Genomic DNA, 16360 nt, shown 5'->3' with positions numbered 1-16360 from the left:
TTTAAGTCTAATAATGCAAGTTAATTTTGGAATTCGCCACGGGATCGGCGAGGCTGGGAGGAGCCGCGATGACAAGGCTTTCCGCTATGCGGCGCGCGGCCGGACGATGCCGGCAAGCGCCCTTGCGACGGACGGCGGCGAAATGAAGCCGGCGCCCTTCGACTATCTCGCCGCGACATCGGCATCCGAGGCCGCCGAAGCCCTTGCCGCCGCGAGCGGCGACGGCAAGATCATCGCGGGCGGCCAGAGCCTCATGCCGATGATCAATTTCCGCCTGGTGAAGCCCGCGATCCTGATCGACATCAACTGCATCGCCGGCCTCGACCGTATCGAGAAACACGGCGAACGTCTGCGCATCGGGGCGACGGTCCGGCACCGCATGACGGCGACGGATGCGCTCGTGCACCGGCACATCCCGATCCTGCACGATGCCATGCATCATGTTGCGCATTTGACGGTGCGCAATCGCGGCACGTTCTGCGGCAGCGTCTGCCATGCCGATCCGGCCGCGGAGATGCCGATGATGACGCTCCTCCTTAACGGGACGATTGCGGCGCTCTCGATCAGGGGCGAGCGGCAGATCGCCGCCTCGGACTTCTTCGTCGGCTCGCTGATGACATCGCTCGAGCCGGACGAGTTCGTCACCTCGATCGAAATCGACACGCTGCCGCTCGACACGGGCTGGGGCTTCGAGGAGTTCTCGCGGCGCCACGGCGATTTTGCCCTTGCCTGCGTGGCGACGACGCTGCGCATCGTCGACGGCGTGGCGCGCGACGTCCGTTTCGGCATGATGGGCGTGGGCGAGACGCCGTTGCGCCTGCCGGAAATCGAGGCACGCATCGAAGGCCAGGCGATTTCGCAGGCGCTGCTGCAGGACGTGACGGAGGCGCTGAAGGGGCGCCTGCATCCCAACACCGACATCCATGCGTCCGCCGACTATCGCCGGCATCTTGCCGGCACGCTGGCGCGGCGCGCGCTGCGCGATGCCTGGCGGCGGGCCACGCTTCGCAAGGACGCTGCAGATGCCTGAAAAGAAAACCACCCTCAGCGTCAGCGTGAACGGCGTGGTCCACACCGCCACCGTTGAGCCGCGCATGCTGCTGAGCGATTTCCTGCGCCACGCGCTGGGCCTCACGGGAACGCATGTCGGCTGCGAACACGGCGTCTGCGGCGCATGCACCGTCCTTCTGGACGGCCGCAGCGCGAGGTCCTGCCTGATGCTTGCCGTGCAGGCCGAGGGCGCGGAGATCGAGACCGTCGAGGGACAGGGAAGCGTGGACCGGCTCGGGCGGATCCAGGAGGCGTTCCGCCAGCATCACGCCTTGCAATGCGGCTTCTGCACGCCCGGCTTCATCATGGCGATCACCGACATGCTGCGCCACCACCCGCTCGAAACCGACGACCAGATCCGCGAGGCGCTCTCCGGCAACATCTGTCGCTGCACGGGCTACGAACACATCGTCAACGCCGTCCGGGAACTGGCGAAGGAAAGAGGGCCCCTGACATGAGAATGCATTTTCTCGCCGGAGGCCGGCTGCGCATGCGCCGCTCCGTCTTCGTTCCCGGTGCGGCGAAGGAAGAGACGATCGAGCTGCCCGTCCATGCCACCTTGATCCGCCATCCGCAGGGCAACGTGCTTTTCGACAGCGGCTGCAATCCGCAGGCCGCCATCGACCCGCAAGCCTGCTGGGGCGGGCTGGCAAGGGTGATGACGCCGATATTCGATCCCGAGCAGACGGTTGTCCGGCAGCTGGCAACGCTCGGCCTCGAAGCTGGCGACATCGACGTCGTGATCTGCTCGCACCTGCATCCCGACCATTGCGGATGCAACCGGTATTTCGGCCGCGCGACGTTCCTCTGCCACGAGGCCGAGGTCGCGGCGGCAAAGGCGGACGGCGCCGAAAACCAGGGTTACCTGAAACCGGAATGGGACCAGCCACAGGGTTTCCAAACCTTCGGCGCGGAGCACGACGTCTTCGGCGATGGGCGCATCGTCCTCCTCCCCATGCCCGGCCATACGCCCGGCATGACCGTCGCGCAGGTGGCGCTGGACGGCGGCACCTTCGTCCTCGCCTCCGACGCCGCGCCGCTCCAGGCCAATATCGACGAGGGCATGGCGCCGCGGAACACGTGGAACATGGAGCTCGCCGTGGCGGCGCTCGCGCGCCTGAAGGCCCTGCGGGACAAGGGTGCGACGATCGTCTCCGGACACGACGAGGCGCAGTGGCTGGCCCTGCGGAAGGGCGGGGAGTTTTACGAATGAGCCTGCGCGACCATTCCGTCGAACTGCGCCCCAAGCTCGTCGGCAAGCGGGTGAAGCGCACCGAGGACCCGCGGCTCCTTGCGGGCGTGGGGCAATATGTCGACGACATGGCGCCGGCCGGGATGGTGCATGTCGCGCTGCGCCGTTCCGACCAGCCGCATGCCCGCATCCTCGGCATCGATGTCGGCGAGGCGTTCTCCGTCCCCGGAGTCATCGCCATCTACGACGCGACGGACCTGGAAAGCGAGGTCAGGCCGGCGATCCCCACCTCCCGCATGCCGGACTACTACGCGACGCCCATCTGGCCGCTGGCGCGCGGCAAGGTGCGCTATGTCGGCGAACCCATCGTCGCCGTCGTCGCGGAAAGCCGCTACGCCGCCGAGGACGCGCTGGAGCATATCACCATCGACTACGAACCCCTGCCCTTCGCGATCCGGCAGGTCGATGCGGTGAAGGACGACGCGCCGCTGCTGCACGAGGAAGCCGGCACGAACACGATCATCCGGCGGGAATTCAAGCGCGGCGACGTCGACGCCGCCTTCGAAAGCGCCGCGGTGACCGTCAAGGGCCGGTTCCGGATGACGCGCAAGACGGCCGTCGCGATGGAAAACCGCTCCTACCTCGCCGAATGGGACCCGCGAAAGCAGGCGCTGACGCTCTACACCTCGTCGAACATCCCCGGCGTCATCCGCGACGTCCTGTCCGGATGCCTCGGCCTGCCGGGCACGCGCCTGCGGGTCGTGGCGCCGGATGTCGGCGGCAGCTTCGGCGGCAAGGGATCGCTCTACGGGGAGGAGATCCTTGTCTGCGCCCTTGCCCGCAAGCTGAGGCGCCCGGTGAAGTTCATCAGCGACCGCCTCGAGGACCTGTCCGCGACCAGCCAGGCATTCGACGAACTGATAGAGGCCGAGCTCGCCGTCACGCAGGACGGCCTGCTGATCGGGCTGAGGGCCGACGTCATCGGCGATGTCGGCGCCTATTCGATCTATCCCTGGACCGCGGCCCTCGAAACCGTGCAGGTGGTGAGCTTCCTGCCCGGTCCCTACAGGATGGAGCACTACCGGGGCCGCATCAGGGGCGTCCTCACGCCCAAGCCCCCGACCGGACCCTACCGCGGCGTCGGAAGGCCATCCTCGACCTTCGCGATGGAACGCCTGATCGAGATGGCGGCGCGCAAGCTCGGCATGGACCCGGTCGCGTTCCGCCACAAGAACCTCGTCAATGCCGACGAGTTCCCCTACCGGACCGCCTCCGGCATCATCTGGGACAAGTCCGCGTTTCAGGAATGCTTGGCGGGCGCCTGCGCGCATGCCGACTATCCCAACCTCCTCATCGAAAGGGACGAGGCACGAAGGCAGGGACGCTGGATCGGCATCGGCCTTGCGAGCTATGCGGAACTGACCGGCATCGGCTCGCGCATCTCCGTCGCCCCCGGCATGCCCATCAACACCGGCACCGAAACCTCGAAAATCGAGATCGACGCGACCGGCGCGATCACCGCCGCCTTCGGCATCGCCTCGCACGGACAGGGCCTCGAGACCACGCTCGCGCAGGTGATCGTCGACGAACTCGGCTGCAGGCTGGAGGATATCGAGGTCAAGCACGGCGACAGCGCGCTGGTGCCGATGTCCAGCGGCACCTATGCCAGCCGTTCGGCCGTCCTCGGCGGCGGCGCGGCGACCCTCGCCGCGCGCGTCGTCAAGGCCAAGGTCCTGCGCGCGGCCGCCTATCTGATGGAGCAGGACGTCGACGACCTCGACATGCATGACGGCATCGTCACCAGCAAGAGCTCGAACCGGACGATGACGCTCGGGGAAGTCGCATCCGCCGTCTATTCGCAGATGGGCCGCATCCCGCGCGACCGGCGCGAGGACCTTGCCGCATCGGAGACCTATGACCCCTATCTCGGCACCGCCTGTTCATCCACCCATCTTGCCATGGTCGAGGTCGATCCGGAGACCTACGGCGTCAAGGTCCTGCGTTACGTGGTCGCCGAGGATTGCGGAAAGATCATCAATCCGATGATCGTCGACGGCCAGGTGCAGGGCGCGGTGGCGCAGGGCATCGGCGCGGCCCTCCTTGAAGAGGTCGTGCACGACGACCAGGGCCAGGCCGTCGCGGCAAGCCTGGCGGACTACCTCGTTCCCGTCGCGAGCAACATACCGGATATCGGCATCGTGCATATCGAGGCGGACCTGCCCGACACTGTGGGCGGGTTCCGCGGCATGGGCGAAGGCGGGACGATCGGCGCGCCGGCGGCGATCGCGAATGCCGTGTCCGACGCGCTTTCCCATCTCGGCATCTCGGTCGAGACGCTTCCCGTCACGCCGGAGCGGATATTCCGGATGTTGCAAGCGCGCACCGACCCGGCCGATGCCGTCACAGGTTGAACGGATAACGCAGGATGTAGTCCGTGTCCTTCGCCGCGATCTGCTTCTTGCATTCGGAGCACACGACGATGGCCGAGAAGTCCTGCCCGCAGGTCTTGTGCCGCAGGCGCATCGGCGGCTTGCCTTCCGCAAGCCAGCGGTCTCCCCAGGCCATCATCACCAGCATCGGCTTGTAGAGATCAAGCCCCATTTCGGTGAAGCGGTATTCGAAACGTTCGCTTGAGCCATAGGGAACCTTGCGAAACACTCCGGCCTGCACGAGGCGCGCAAGGCGGTCGGCGAGGATGTTCGTGGCGATGCCGAGATTTTCCCGCATCTCCTCGAAGCGGCGCACACCGAACCAGCCCTCCCGCAGGATCAGGAAGCTCCACCTGTCGCCGATGATCCCGAGCGTCCGTGCGACGGAGCAAGGCCGCACCCGCTCCAGAAGCGTGGGATCGGAACTGCGGCGCGACGTCGGGCGCGTGTCGACCGGAGCATATCCCGCACCCGGCCCGTCGCGGGGAGCGACCTCCCGCGCCGTGAACGGCTCCAGGCACTCGCAGCAGACCGTGACCGGATGGCATGCGCAGCCGCAGCTCTTGTGAATCAGTTGCAGGGGCGGCTCCTTGCCGCCCGTCAGCCATCTATCGCCGAATTCCATCAGGGACAGCATGGTCGGAAAGAGGTCCTTTCCTCTTTCCGTCAGGAAATATTGCTGCCCCGGCTCGTTGGGCCGCCGTCCCACGCTCATGATCTCGTTCGCGACAAGGGCGGACAGGCGCGACGACAGCGTCTGCCGGGGGATGCCCAGCCTTTGCTGGAACTTGTCGAACCGGCGAACCCCGAAATACGCCTCGCGGAGAATGAGGAAGTTCCAGGTGTCGAGGACGATCTCCATCGTACGGCGGACGGACGACTGCCTCTGCAGCGGCGCCGGCTTTAACGAAGCACTGTCGGACTTGGCGGGCAGAGTGCCTTTATTCAACATATTCAGCTTGATCTCAGTGGCGCGGCAATAGGATTCAACCATTCTCCTTTGTCCAGGATAGGCGGAAAAGTCTATCAGTGAAAGTTAAAAGCAACCGGCATTCTGCGAGCCGGGTACCGGGCGCTCCGGCACACGGCTTCTTGGCGCATCCGCCAGGTTCGGGATTGACGCGGTGCCACGGCAAGGAAGGCCGTCCGGGGCTTGACTGGATACGAGCCATCCTCATCGCCCCGCTTCAAAAGCGTATCACGAAACGTCCCCGTGCTTTCCCACTTTCAAGCGCGTGAAGGGCGTCAGTGGCATGCGCGAGGTCGATCTCCTCGATCGGATTGAGCAGGGGCTGGCGGGCGTGAAGGGCGACCACCTCGCGCATTTCCTGCCGGGTGCCGACGCTGGTCCCGGTGATGGTGACGCCGGTCGCGGTCAGCCATTCCTGGATGAGCGGCACGGGCTCGGATACCAGCGCTGCGGCAACGATGCGCCCGCGCGGCCGGACCGACGCGACGATCCCCGCCCAGGTGGCAGGCGTCGGCGCAAAGTTGATCGCCGCATGGTAGCCGGGATTGTCCGCCAGAAGCCGTTCAAGTCCCTCGCCCGCCGTTTCGACTGCGGCTGCGCCATATCGGCGGGCATGCTCGAGTTTCGCCAGATCACGATCCACCGCCAGGACGTGCACCCCCATGCGCGCGGCGATCTGTACCGCATAGAGGCCGAGGCCACCGCAGCCGAACACCGCGAGCCGCTCGCCGGCCGCCACGCCCGCACGGCGGATGGCGCCATAGGCGGTGACGCCCGCGCACATGACCGGTGCCGTCGCCAGCGGATCCACGTCGGCCGGCAGCGGCACGGCGAATGCGGCGTCGACCGCGACATATTCCGCAAAGCCGCCCGGAACGTTGAGGCCATGCGCCCGCTGGTGCTGGCAGAAGGCCTCGTAGCGGTCGATGCATTCGTCGCAGCGCAGGCAGGTGTCGTGCAGCCAGGGCACGCCGACCGTATCGCCCACGGCCCAGCCGCGCACGCCTTCACCGATCGCCTCGACCACGCCAACGCCCTCATGGCCGAGGATGAAGGGGTTCGGCGCCTGCGGCGGCCGCACGTCGCCCTTCCAGATGTGAACGTCGGAATGGCAGATGCCGCAGGCCTTCAGCCGGACGAGCAGCTTGCCGTGCCCTGCAACGGGCCGAGGCACCTGCCTGATCTGCAACGGCTCCCCGTATGCCGCCAGCACGGCAGCCCGCATCATGGGAGATGTCACTGGATGCCGAGCTCCGCCTTGACCGCCGCAAGTCCCGGCCTGCCGTCGAAGGTCAGGACGTCCTTGAGCCAGGCCTCGAGCTTTTCCGGATGCGCTTTCAGCATCTTCTCGGCGGCGTCGCGCGCCTCCAGCCCGTCCGTCATGATCATGTTCATGCCCGCATTCTCGTAGTCGATGTCGAAGACGAGGTTGCCGAAGAACGCCGTCACGTTCGGGCATTGCCCGGGATAGCCCTTGCGAACGAGCGTGCGGACCGTCGCGCCGCCGAAGTCCGGTCCGAATTCCGCGTCTCCGTCCGCCAGATAGGCCATGTCCATGTTGACGTTCATCGGATGCGGCTGCCAGCCGAGGAAGACGATCCATTCCCGGTTTTCCACGGCCCTCTGGACCTGCGCCAGCATCGCGGCCTCGCTCGATTCCACGACCTCCCAGTCGCCGGTGAGGCCATGCGCCTTGCTTTCCACCATGTCGAGCAGCGGCTTGTTGGTGCCCGGCTCGATGCCGTAGATCTTGCGGTCGAGCTTGTCGGCAAACGTCTCGAGGTCGTCGAAGGAGGTCAGCCCGCCGTCGAAGACGTATTTCGGGACGGCCAGCGTGTACTTGGCCCCCGTCAGGTTGGTGGCAACGGGAATGACGGAACCGTCATCGAAATAGGCCTTGTAGTCTTCATCCTGCACCGGGCGCCAATTGCCCAGGAAAACGTCGATATCGCCGTTCCTGAGGGAATCGAAGGTGATGTTGAGGGCAAGCATCGTCTGGCTCGGTTCGTAGCCGAGCGCGCCCAGAATGATCTCGGCGGTGGTGTTCGTGAGCGCGATATCCGTCCAGCCGAGATCGGCAAGGCGCACCGCCTTGCACTCCGGCGCGTCGGCGGCGAGCGCGGCATGGGCCGGCGCGAGACATGCGGCGCCGGCCGCAACGATCATGGCGAGTGCTGTCCTGTTCATAAGCGTTCCCTTTCTTGGTTTTCCCGGAAGGATAAGGACGATGATTTTTAAGGCAAGCAAAAATTTGTTAAAGCGTACAAAAATTTGATCTGCTACGGAAAACCATGCAGCAGAAACCGAAGAAGCAGCGAACCCGTATCGAGGACGTCCGCCGCGTCGAACTGATCGACGCGGCCCATCGCATCTTCCTGAAGGAGGGATTGCGGGGCCTGACGAGCGCGAAGATCTGTGCCGAGGCAGGCCTCTCGCAGGGCATCCTCACCTACTATTTCAAGGACAAGGAAGAGGTTCTCTTCGAGATGGTGCGGATGAACAACCGCATCCTCGCCGAGGAGGTGGTCGGCAACCTGCGCCGCGCCCGCTCGGGCTGGGAGCGGCTGGTCGCCCTCATCGACGGAAACTTCCCCGCCCAGCGCTTCGACAAGCAGACGGCGAGCGCCTGGATCTCGCTCTACGCCGAAGCCTCGCACAACGAGCGTTACGCACGCCTGCTGCGCCCCTACTATCGCCGTCTCCGGTCAAATGTTTCCAGCATCCTGAAACCCTATCTCGATCAGGGCGAGATCGACCATTTCGTCCTTGGCTTCGCCGCGATGATCGACGGCCTGTGGCTTCGCCGCGGACATGCCGACATCGACCTGTCTCTGGAGGAGGCCAAGACGATCCTCATCGAATACGTCGGGAAGGCACTCGGGCCGGAGGTCGTACGACCGCTGGTCGAGCCGAACGCAAGCGCGCATCAACACACCGAAACAACAAGGACATGACGATGGCAACGACACCCCGACGCCCGGCCAACCCGAAAGACGCAGCCGAGGCATTGTTCAAGCCGGCAAAGAAGATCGCCGCGCCCGCCGTTGAAAGGCCTGTGATCCCCAACACCCGGGAACCCGTCACGCTGAAGATCGACAGCGATGTCCTGGCTTATTTTCAAGCGGAAGGACCCGGCTGGCAGGAGCGCATCAACCACGCCTTGCGCGCAGCGATGAAGACGTCTTCCGGCCTGTGATGGGCGATATTGCGCAAGATGCAGGAGGAAAGACTGGTGTGAATAACGCCCGCGCGCCGTCGAGGATGACGCGCCTCTTTCCGGAACGCCTTCGGCGCACCATGTCGTACGGCGAAGGCGGCAGGTGAAGCAGCGGTCGCCGACCATCTGGTTTTCAAAGCACGGAGGAAAGCTCCATGACCAGCAATCCTGGTTCGGTGAAGCGACTGCTGCCGGGAGACGCGGCGCCCGCACTGGTACTTTCCAGAAACCTTGCAACGGGAGCGCATTCTCCTCGCGTCGTGTTCAACGAGACCAGCATCGTGGTCCTTTGGAACGCTGGATGCAGCGGCTGCCTGCCGGCGATCGCGACATATTCCAGGGCAGCAAAGGCCCTCGGCGTGCCGATGTACGGCGTGGCCATCATGGTGCGCGACCTCGACAGGACGATCGAGATCGCTCGCCAGACACCGACGGATGCCTTGCTTGCGCACGAGCAGGTCGATCCAGCGCAGGGCGGCCTGTCCCGAGGCCTGGTGACGCGCGCGTGGCTGGAGGCGAGCGGTCAACGCGGAATCCCGGCCGCGTTCCTGATCGACAGGGACGGCAAGATTGCCTGGATGGGGCCTCTCGATGACGCCATTCTCGACCCGTTGCGCGCTGTTTTCGACGGCGTATGGGATGTAGAAGCTGCGCGCCGGCATTGGGAGAATGATGTCTCCGATAACGATGTCATTCATTTGGGCATTCGTCGGGACATTACCGATGCAATGCTGGCAAACGACCTGGAGCGCGCGCGAAGCTTGATCGACGAGGCTGAACGCGACAGGCCCGAACTGGTTCACGACCATGAATTCGCGATGGAGAAGCTGATCCTGCTTGCCGCCGTGCCCGAAACCGCCGCCGCGGCAGGCAGTTACTACGACACCTGCGTCCGGACGTTCGCGGACGACCCGCTGCAAACCCTCTCCTTCACTGATTGCGTTTTGCACAGGAAGGTGCCGGTGGAGGTGTTTTCGCAGGCAGCGCACGATGCGTTGAAGCGCGTGGAACACCAGATCGACGGAATGGCGGACCAGCTCATTCCCCGTCTTCGCTTTCATTTCACTTCGGCAAGGCTTTGCCGCCGCCTCGGTGACGAGGATGGATATCAGCGGTGCGTGGACGCCCTTCGTGCGCTTGCCGCAAATGAAATCACGTCATTCGACCTCAAGCAGCGGATCGCGGCCGAAATCCACCGGCTACACGAGGAGCGTTGATTTACCGGTGCTCTTGATGGGATCCGGCCTGCCGACCTTCTGCCGCTCAACGGCACCAGCGGGCTCGTTCGCATGGAGCATTAGACCGCGCGCAGATACCGCCAGCGTTGTCCGAGCCTTTGTCGTATCAAGGGGGGCGCAACATCAAGACAGAAATCCCGATGAGCGTATCAAGCAATCCAGCGAGATCCCGGCTTGACGCCCAACGGGTCTTCACCGCAAAGCAGGCGGAGAAGCGGTCAAGGCCGCCTGACGTCGCCCGGCTTGTTTCGCATGGCGAGATCGTGCAGGTCAGAAACTCTATGAAGAAGTCGTTGCGCGGCCTGTGGCCGACGGATTGACCCGCCGTTCCGAAATCCCCTCCCCGCGCCGGATCGGCGGGAAATCGTCCGGCGTGATGGTCTCGCGCTCAAGCAACAGGCGGGCACCGGCCTTGAGGTCGTCTATGCGGGAGCGCAGCAGTTCCTTCGCCGCCGTGGCGGCCTCGTCAAGCATCTCGCGCACCGCAAGATCGACTTCCCGCGCGGTCGCCTCGGAATAGTCCCTGGGATGAAGGCGGGCGCCATCGCCCAGCCACTGCTGTTTCTCCGCCTCGAGCACGACCTGGCCGATGGCGGCGCTCATGCCGAACCGGGTGACGCTCTGGCGCGCGACGTCGGTCACCTTGGCCAGATCGTCCGCCGCGCCGGTCGAGACCTCACCATAGATGACCTCTTCCGCCGCGCGACCGGCAAGCAGCACGATCATCCGCTCCTTCAATTCGCTTGCGGTGATCAGGAAACGGTCGTCGGTCGGCCGCTGCAGCGTATAACCGAGAGCACCGATCGAGCGCGGAATGATCGAGACCTTGTGCACGGGATCGGTCTTCGTCAGCGATGCGGCGGCGAGCGCATGGCCCATCTCGTGGTAGGCGACGCGCTCCCGCTCCAGCGGGCCGAGCAATCGGCCCCGCCGCTCGGCGCCGGCGACGATGCGCTCCACCGCTTCGGTGAAATCGGCCATGGTCACCTGGTCCGCGTCGCGACGGGTGGCGAAGATGGCCGCCTCGTTGACGAGATTGGCAAGGTCGGCACCGGTGAAGCCGGGTGTGATCCCGGCAATATCGCCCACGTTCACTCCCGGCGCGGTCCTCACCGCCTTCATGTGAACCCTGAGGATGGCTTCGCGGCCCTTGCGGTCAGGCCGGTCGAGCACGACCTGGCGGTCGAAGCGCCCGGCGCGCGTGAGCGCCGGATCGAGGATCTCCGGCCGGTTGGTCGCGGCCAGCAGGACGATGCCGACGCGCGGATCGAAACCGTCGAGTTCGGAGAGCAACTGGTTGAGCGTCTGCTCCTTCTCGTCGCCACCGCCATAGCCGCCAAACGGCGTGCGCGCCCGGCCGAGCGCATCGAGTTCGTCGATGAAGATGATGCAGGGAGCCGCCTTGCGCGCCTGCTCGAACAGATCGCGCACGCGGGCCGCGCCGACGCCGACGAACATCTCGACGAATTCGGACCCGGAGATCGAGAAGAACGGCACGCCGGCCTCGCCCGCGACCGCCCGCGCCATCAGCGTCTTGCCGGTTCCGGGCGGGCCGACCAGCAGGATGCCCTTTGGAATGCGCGCGCCAAGACGCCCGTATTTCTCCTTGTCCCTCAGGAAGGACACGATCTCCATGAGCTCAAGCTTGGCCTCGTCGACGCCGGCGACGTCCTCGAAGCTCACGCCGGTCTCCCGCTCGACATAGACCTTCGCCTTGGACTTACCGATGTTGATGAGGCCGCCCATGCCCTGCCGCTCGGCAAAGCCTCGGAACAGGAACATCCAAAAGCCGAAAAAGAGCAGCACCGGCAGAACCCAGGAAAGGATGGTGGTAAGCCAGTTGCTGTCGGTGCCACCCGTCACCGCAACCCCCGCCCTGTCGAACACGGCGACCGCGTTCGGGTCCACGCGGGTCGATACGAAGAGGCTCCGGCCGTCCTGTGGTTCCTTGAACTGGCCCTGGATCGTCGTCTCGGTAATCGTGACCGACGCCACCTTGCCCTGATCCACCATCCGCATGAGCTCGGTGTGAGAGAGTGGAACGACCTCGCGCCAGGCCAACCATGCCTGGAATGCGCCGAGCAAGAAGAGCGCCAGGAGGAAATAACCGATGTTGAACGTATGCTTCCGGTCCATGTCGATTACCCCCATGCGATATAGCCGGCTTGTTTCCTTTCACGTTCCGGAGGCCGTATCCTTGATGTCAGTCAAACGAATGACGTCCGGTGACCTTGCCTGTCTTGCCCGCCGCGACCCATGGGCGGACTGATCCAGAAGCAGGCGCGACGTCGCGCCGATGCGCGAAAAAGCGGGTCTGCACCGGTGGGACAATGGGCCAGGCGAAGGCCGCAACGATCCGCTCCGCATCCGTCGCATTGCCACCGGACATGACGAGATCCCGTTTTCCCGTTTCGGTACGGCCTGATTCCAGGCGGTTTCGCGCAATGAAACTTGATCTGCGTCAATGGAGGTGGGGAATGCCCTCTATAGGGTGCGTCCTGTCCGCAGGATGCCCCCCAGAGCGGGCCACGGCCGGATGCGAAATGCGATTTGCCTTTCAAGCGGGCATGTCTTGCGCCCGAACCTGCCGAAGGAGACGACCATGAACAGTCCGGCGAGCGAGATGCCGCCCTTCCGGCAAGCGGCGTACCTGCCGCCCGTCCCGAGAACGGAGGAACTGGGAAGCGAAGCCTTCCGGGCGATCGACCGCATGCGGGAGGCGATCGCCGGTCAGCTCAGCGCCGGGCTGTCGCCGGCCGCCTTCGCGCTCGCCCTCATCGACTGGTCGATCCATCTCGCCTCAGCCCCCGGAAAGCGTCTTGAGCTGATCGACAAGGCGAACCGCAAGGCCGTCCGCCTGCTTTGCCATCTTGCCGCGGCGGCGGTCGATCCGGACGCACCCCCGTGCATAGAGGCCCTGCCCGGAGACTACCGCTTTTCCGATGCGCGCTGGAAAAAGCCGCCGTTCAGCATCTGGGCCCAGGCGTTCCTGCTCCAGCAGCAATGGTGGCACAATGTCACCAACGAGGTGCCGGGCGTCACCCCGCATCACGAGGATGTCCTATCCTTCGCCGCCCGCCAGGTTCTCGACGTCTTCTCGCCCTCCAACATGCCCTTGACCAATCCGGAAGTGCTGGAAAGGACGATGCGGTCCGGCGGCATGAATTTCCTCGATGGCTGGCGCAACTGGGTGGAGGACGCAGGCCGCCTCGCCGCCGGCCAGCCGCCTGTTGGCACGGAGGATTTCGTCGTCGGCCGGGACGTCGCGGCGACGCCGGGCACGGTGATCTACCGCAACCATCTGATCGAGCTGATCCAGTATGCGCCGGCGACGGAGGGCGTGGCGGCCGAACCGGTGCTGCTCGTGCCGGCCTGGATCATGAAATATTACATCCTCGACCTCTCGCCGCACAATTCGCTCGTGCGCCATCTGGTGGAGAAAGGCCACACCGTCTTCTGCATCTCCTGGCGCAATCCCACGGCGGCCGACCGCGACCTGACGATGGACGACTACCGCCGGCTCGGCGTGATGGCGGCGCTCGATGCGGTCAATGCCGTCGTTCCCGGCCGAAAGGTCCATGCCGCGGGCTATTGCCTGGGCGGCACGCTGCTGGCGATCGCGGCGGCCGACATGGCGCATCGCGGCGACGACCGGCTGGCAAGCCTGACCTTGCTTGCCGCGCAGACGGACTTCACCCAGCCCGGCGAGCTCGCCCTCTTCATCGACCACAGCCAGGTGCATGTGCTCGAAAGCATGATGTGGAACCGCGGCTATCTTTCGGCCGACCAGATGGCGGGCGCCTTCCAGCTCCTGCGCTCGAACGACCTCGTCTGGTCGCGCATCGTGCACGAGCACATGATGGGCGAGCGCACGCCGATGATCGACCTAATGGCCTGGAACACCGATTCCACCCGCATGCCCTACCGGATGCACGCCGAATACCTGAAGCGGCTCTATCTCGGAAACGAGCTCGCCGCCGGCCGCTTCATGGTCGAGGGGCGCCCCGCCGCGATCCAGAACATCCGCGTGCCGATGTTCGTGGTCGGCACCGAGCGCGACCATGTCGCGCCGTGGCGGTCGGTCTACAAGATCCACTATCTGAGCAACACCGACCTCACCTTCGTCCTGACCAGCGGCGGCCACAATGCCGGCATCGTCAGCGAACCCGGCCGCCCGCGCCGACGCTACCGCATCGCCGTGCGCACAGCCGACGGGCTGTGCGTGGGCGCCGATGAATGGGCCGAGACGGCGGAGGCGCGGCCGGGCTCGTGGTGGGAGGCCTGGACGGGCTGGCTTGCCGCGCATTCGGCGCCCGAACGGGTCGACGCCCCGGCGATGGGCGCCCGCCGCAAGGGCTACAAACCCCTCGCGGATGCCCCGGGTGCATATGTTTTGCAAAGGTGAACCGCCGATGGCGCAGCAGATCGCAGGAACAGTCGCCGGTCGATCTCGCTTAAGACAAGCAAAGCTGAACATGCTCGCCGGCGCGGGCAGATTTCCGCAGGCAGTGCTGGAGCGAATTCAGGAAACGATTGCCAGCGGTCAATCGATCCGTTCAAAGGCAAAGCTTTCGGCAAGCGACGCGATGGACCGTTCAATCGTGGTCTGCGCCAAGTGCATCGCACGCGTTTGGAATTGCGTCACCGGACGCAGAAGGAAGAGCGTTCGGGTAAGCGGCGGGTTCACGATGCGACGCGCTATGAGGGTCCCTGCCTTGACCTCGCGCGCCACCGTCCCGAACGGCAGGACCGCGCACGCCGTGCCGTCGGTGATGAGCCCCTTGATCGCGTCCATGGACTCGATCTGGAAAGCGACGTTCAGGGGAAGGTCGAATTCTACCATAGCCTCCTTGAGCAATTGTATGATCTGGCCCTTTTCCGTCGGAATGACGAAGGTGGCGTTCGTCAGCTCGGGCATGGTGATCGGCTTGTCTTCCCCGAAGGGGGAGTTCGGGCTCGTGATGAAGAAGACCGCTTCCCGCAGCACAGGTTGCTTTCGGATCGCCTTGTGATCCGCAACGTTATAAGCAAGAGCGAAATCGAGATCTCCCTGGGCTACCCTGTCTCGGAGAATGTGGCTCATGTCTTCGACCAGTTGCACGGAAATCGATTCGGAGAGATGGCTAAGCTCCCGAGCCAAGGTGCCAGCAAGCATGGCGGACAGGCTGCCCGTCAGCCCTATTGAAAGATGCTCCTTCTCATTCTCCGCAAAGGACTTTATGGACTTCTTCACGTCGGCGACATGCGCAAGCAGCTTGCGAGCTTCCACAAGGAAATATTCGCCCGCCGGCGTCATCGCCGTACCGCGACGGCCCCGCTTCAGGAGCCTTACGCCCAATTCGTCCTCAAGAGCGCTGATTTGCGCGCCGAGTGCCGGTTGTACGATATTTAAGGCCGCAGCCGCCCGCGTGATACTGCCCAGCTCACAAATGCAGACGAATGACTCAAGCTGGCGAATGCGCACCGAATCCCGCCTCCCTTTTTCCAATGGTGAACCAGCGACACTATCATGGAACAGACTGCTGGTCAGGATTGGAAGCCTGATGCGGGCTTGCGCTCAAGCATTCAAACCCGCTCGTGAAAGGTGGTAGTCCCATACCCGCTCAAGCACGCGCGGATCGAGGTTCTTGGCGCCTGAAAGAGCAACCTCCCCCGGCGTCAGCGCCCGCGGCTCGCCGATCGCCAACGACTGCAACAGGACATCCGCATTGCGGCAGAGTTGTATGCTGCGCATGACAAGCTCGCGGATGCTGCCGCCCACGACCACGGCCCCGTGATTGCGCAACAGCACGGCCGAATGCTGGCCGAGTGCGATGGCAAGCGATGCCCCCTGCTCCCGCGTCGAGACCAGCATGTCGGTGTCGCCAAACGCAGCCTGCTCGTCCCAGAGGGGCACGTTCATGCCGACCGTCGCTCCCACATGGGTGACCGGGACCCATGGCCGCCCGGTCACGCAGAAGGGCATGATCGCGGGCGAATGGAAATGACAGATGGCGCGCACATCCGGCCGGACCCTGTAGATCGCCCCATGGATGATCCGCTCAAGATAACCGCCGCGTGTATCGGAGCCGATAATCTTCGAATCCGCGTCATAGTGCTGGATATCGTCCAGCGTCACGAGTTCCGGGCTGCGGGAGCGGGAGATGTGATAGCCGGTCTTTGCGCCGCGAATGCTGACATGGCCGAAGGCATCCAGCACCGCCTCATGCGCCAGGATGCGGTTCGCATGAACCAGCTCCACCAGTGCCGCCTGATCGCCCATGC

The 16360-nt window shown here is 64.7% G+C and carries 15 protein-coding genes; 8 read left to right on the top strand and 7 right to left on the bottom strand.

The genetic code is table 11. The features are described 5' to 3' along the window. Nucleotides 1-106: 106 nt before the first annotated feature. From AABF56_RS05565 to AABF56_RS05550, 4 genes are read left to right on the top strand one after another with little or no spacing between them, the layout of a single operon-like run. Nucleotides 107-1030 (top strand): FAD binding domain-containing protein, encoded by a 924-nt coding sequence (locus tag AABF56_RS05565; protein ID WP_336314374.1) that lies wholly within the window; start codon nucleotides 107-109, stop codon nucleotides 1028-1030. Beyond that, complete coding sequence (locus tag AABF56_RS05560) at nucleotides 1023-1508, top strand: (2Fe-2S)-binding protein (protein WP_272805208.1); 486 nt, start codon at nucleotides 1023-1025, stop codon at nucleotides 1506-1508. The genes AABF56_RS05565 and AABF56_RS05560 overlap by 8 nt, the downstream gene beginning before the upstream one ends. Further along, a complete protein-coding gene (locus AABF56_RS05555) occupies nucleotides 1505-2263 on the top strand; it encodes an N-acyl homoserine lactonase family protein (RefSeq protein ID WP_272805207.1) in 759 nt (252 codons plus the stop codon). The genes AABF56_RS05560 and AABF56_RS05555 overlap by 4 nt, the downstream gene beginning before the upstream one ends. Continuing rightward, nucleotides 2260-4653 carry a xanthine dehydrogenase family protein molybdopterin-binding subunit gene (locus AABF56_RS05550; protein ID WP_272805206.1) on the top strand — a complete coding sequence of 798 codons (2394 nt, stop codon included), beginning with the start codon at nucleotides 2260-2262 and terminating at the stop codon, nucleotides 4651-4653. Before AABF56_RS05555 ends, AABF56_RS05550 begins: the two co-directional genes overlap by 4 nt. Here the strand turns inward: AABF56_RS05550 and AABF56_RS05545 are convergent. The 3 genes from AABF56_RS05545 to choX form a co-directional block, all read right to left on the bottom strand. Beyond that, nucleotides 4643-5665, bottom strand: coding sequence for a winged helix-turn-helix transcriptional regulator (locus tag AABF56_RS05545; protein ID WP_272805205.1), 1023 nt, complete (start codon nucleotides 5663-5665; stop codon nucleotides 4643-4645). The genes AABF56_RS05550 and AABF56_RS05545 overlap by 11 nt on opposite strands. Nucleotides 5666-5858: 193 nt before the next feature. Further along, entirely contained in the window at nucleotides 5859-6869 is a 1011-nt protein-coding gene (locus AABF56_RS05540) for an alcohol dehydrogenase catalytic domain-containing protein (protein ID WP_272805204.1), read from the bottom strand. 8 nt (nucleotides 6870-6877) lie between these two features. Beyond that, a complete protein-coding gene (gene choX, locus AABF56_RS05535; RefSeq protein WP_272805203.1) occupies nucleotides 6878-7828 on the bottom strand; it encodes a choline ABC transporter substrate-binding protein in 951 nt (316 codons plus the stop codon). 104 nt (nucleotides 7829-7932) lie between these two features. On the opposite strand from choX, the gene betI reads away from it, so the two are divergent. From betI to AABF56_RS05520, 3 genes are all read left to right on the top strand, one after another. Further along, the gene (gene betI, locus AABF56_RS05530) at nucleotides 7933-8595 is read left to right on the top strand and encodes a transcriptional regulator BetI (protein WP_272805202.1); all 663 of its coding nucleotides are present in this window, start codon (nucleotides 7933-7935) and stop codon (nucleotides 8593-8595) included. A 2-nt stretch (nucleotides 8596-8597) separates the two neighbouring features. Then, complete coding sequence (locus tag AABF56_RS05525; RefSeq protein WP_272805201.1) at nucleotides 8598-8837, top strand: BrnA antitoxin family protein; 240 nt, start codon at nucleotides 8598-8600, stop codon at nucleotides 8835-8837. 176 nt (nucleotides 8838-9013) lie between these two features. Further along, nucleotides 9014-10075, top strand: a complete 1062-nt coding sequence (locus AABF56_RS05520; protein WP_272805200.1) for a TlpA family protein disulfide reductase — start codon at nucleotides 9014-9016, stop codon at nucleotides 10073-10075. Nucleotides 10076-10375: 300 nt separating this feature from the next. Here AABF56_RS05520 and ftsH read toward each other — a convergent pair whose 3' ends face one another. Next, nucleotides 10376-12232, bottom strand: coding sequence for an ATP-dependent zinc metalloprotease FtsH (ftsH, locus tag AABF56_RS05515; protein ID WP_272805199.1), 1857 nt, complete (start codon nucleotides 12230-12232; stop codon nucleotides 10376-10378). Between the two features lie 67 nt (nucleotides 12233-12299). Then, nucleotides 12300-12485, bottom strand: a complete 186-nt coding sequence (locus tag AABF56_RS05510) for a hypothetical protein (protein WP_244765751.1) — start codon at nucleotides 12483-12485, stop codon at nucleotides 12300-12302. A 234-nt stretch (nucleotides 12486-12719) separates the two neighbouring features. Between AABF56_RS05510 and AABF56_RS05505 the strand changes: the two genes are divergently transcribed. After that, complete coding sequence (locus AABF56_RS05505) at nucleotides 12720-14501, top strand: PHA/PHB synthase family protein (protein ID WP_272807446.1); 1782 nt, start codon at nucleotides 12720-12722, stop codon at nucleotides 14499-14501. A gap of 138 nt (nucleotides 14502-14639) precedes the next feature. Here AABF56_RS05505 and AABF56_RS05500 read toward each other — a convergent pair whose 3' ends face one another. Beyond that, a complete protein-coding gene (locus AABF56_RS05500) occupies nucleotides 14640-15560 on the bottom strand; it encodes a LysR family transcriptional regulator (protein WP_272805198.1) in 921 nt (306 codons plus the stop codon). 93 nt (nucleotides 15561-15653) lie between these two features. Further along, nucleotides 15654-16358, bottom strand: a complete 705-nt coding sequence (locus AABF56_RS05495) for a class II aldolase/adducin family protein (protein WP_272805197.1) — start codon at nucleotides 16356-16358, stop codon at nucleotides 15654-15656. Between the last annotated feature and the right edge of the window lie 2 nt (nucleotides 16359-16360).

Origin of the sequence: Shinella sp. WSC3-e, from assembly GCF_945994535.1 — a bacterium.
In the GTDB taxonomy this organism is placed as follows: Bacteria; Pseudomonadota; Alphaproteobacteria; order Rhizobiales; family Rhizobiaceae; genus Shinella; species Shinella yambaruensis.
The sequence above is the reverse complement of the archived record's forward strand: the minus strand, read 5'-3'. Positions and strand labels throughout refer to the sequence as shown.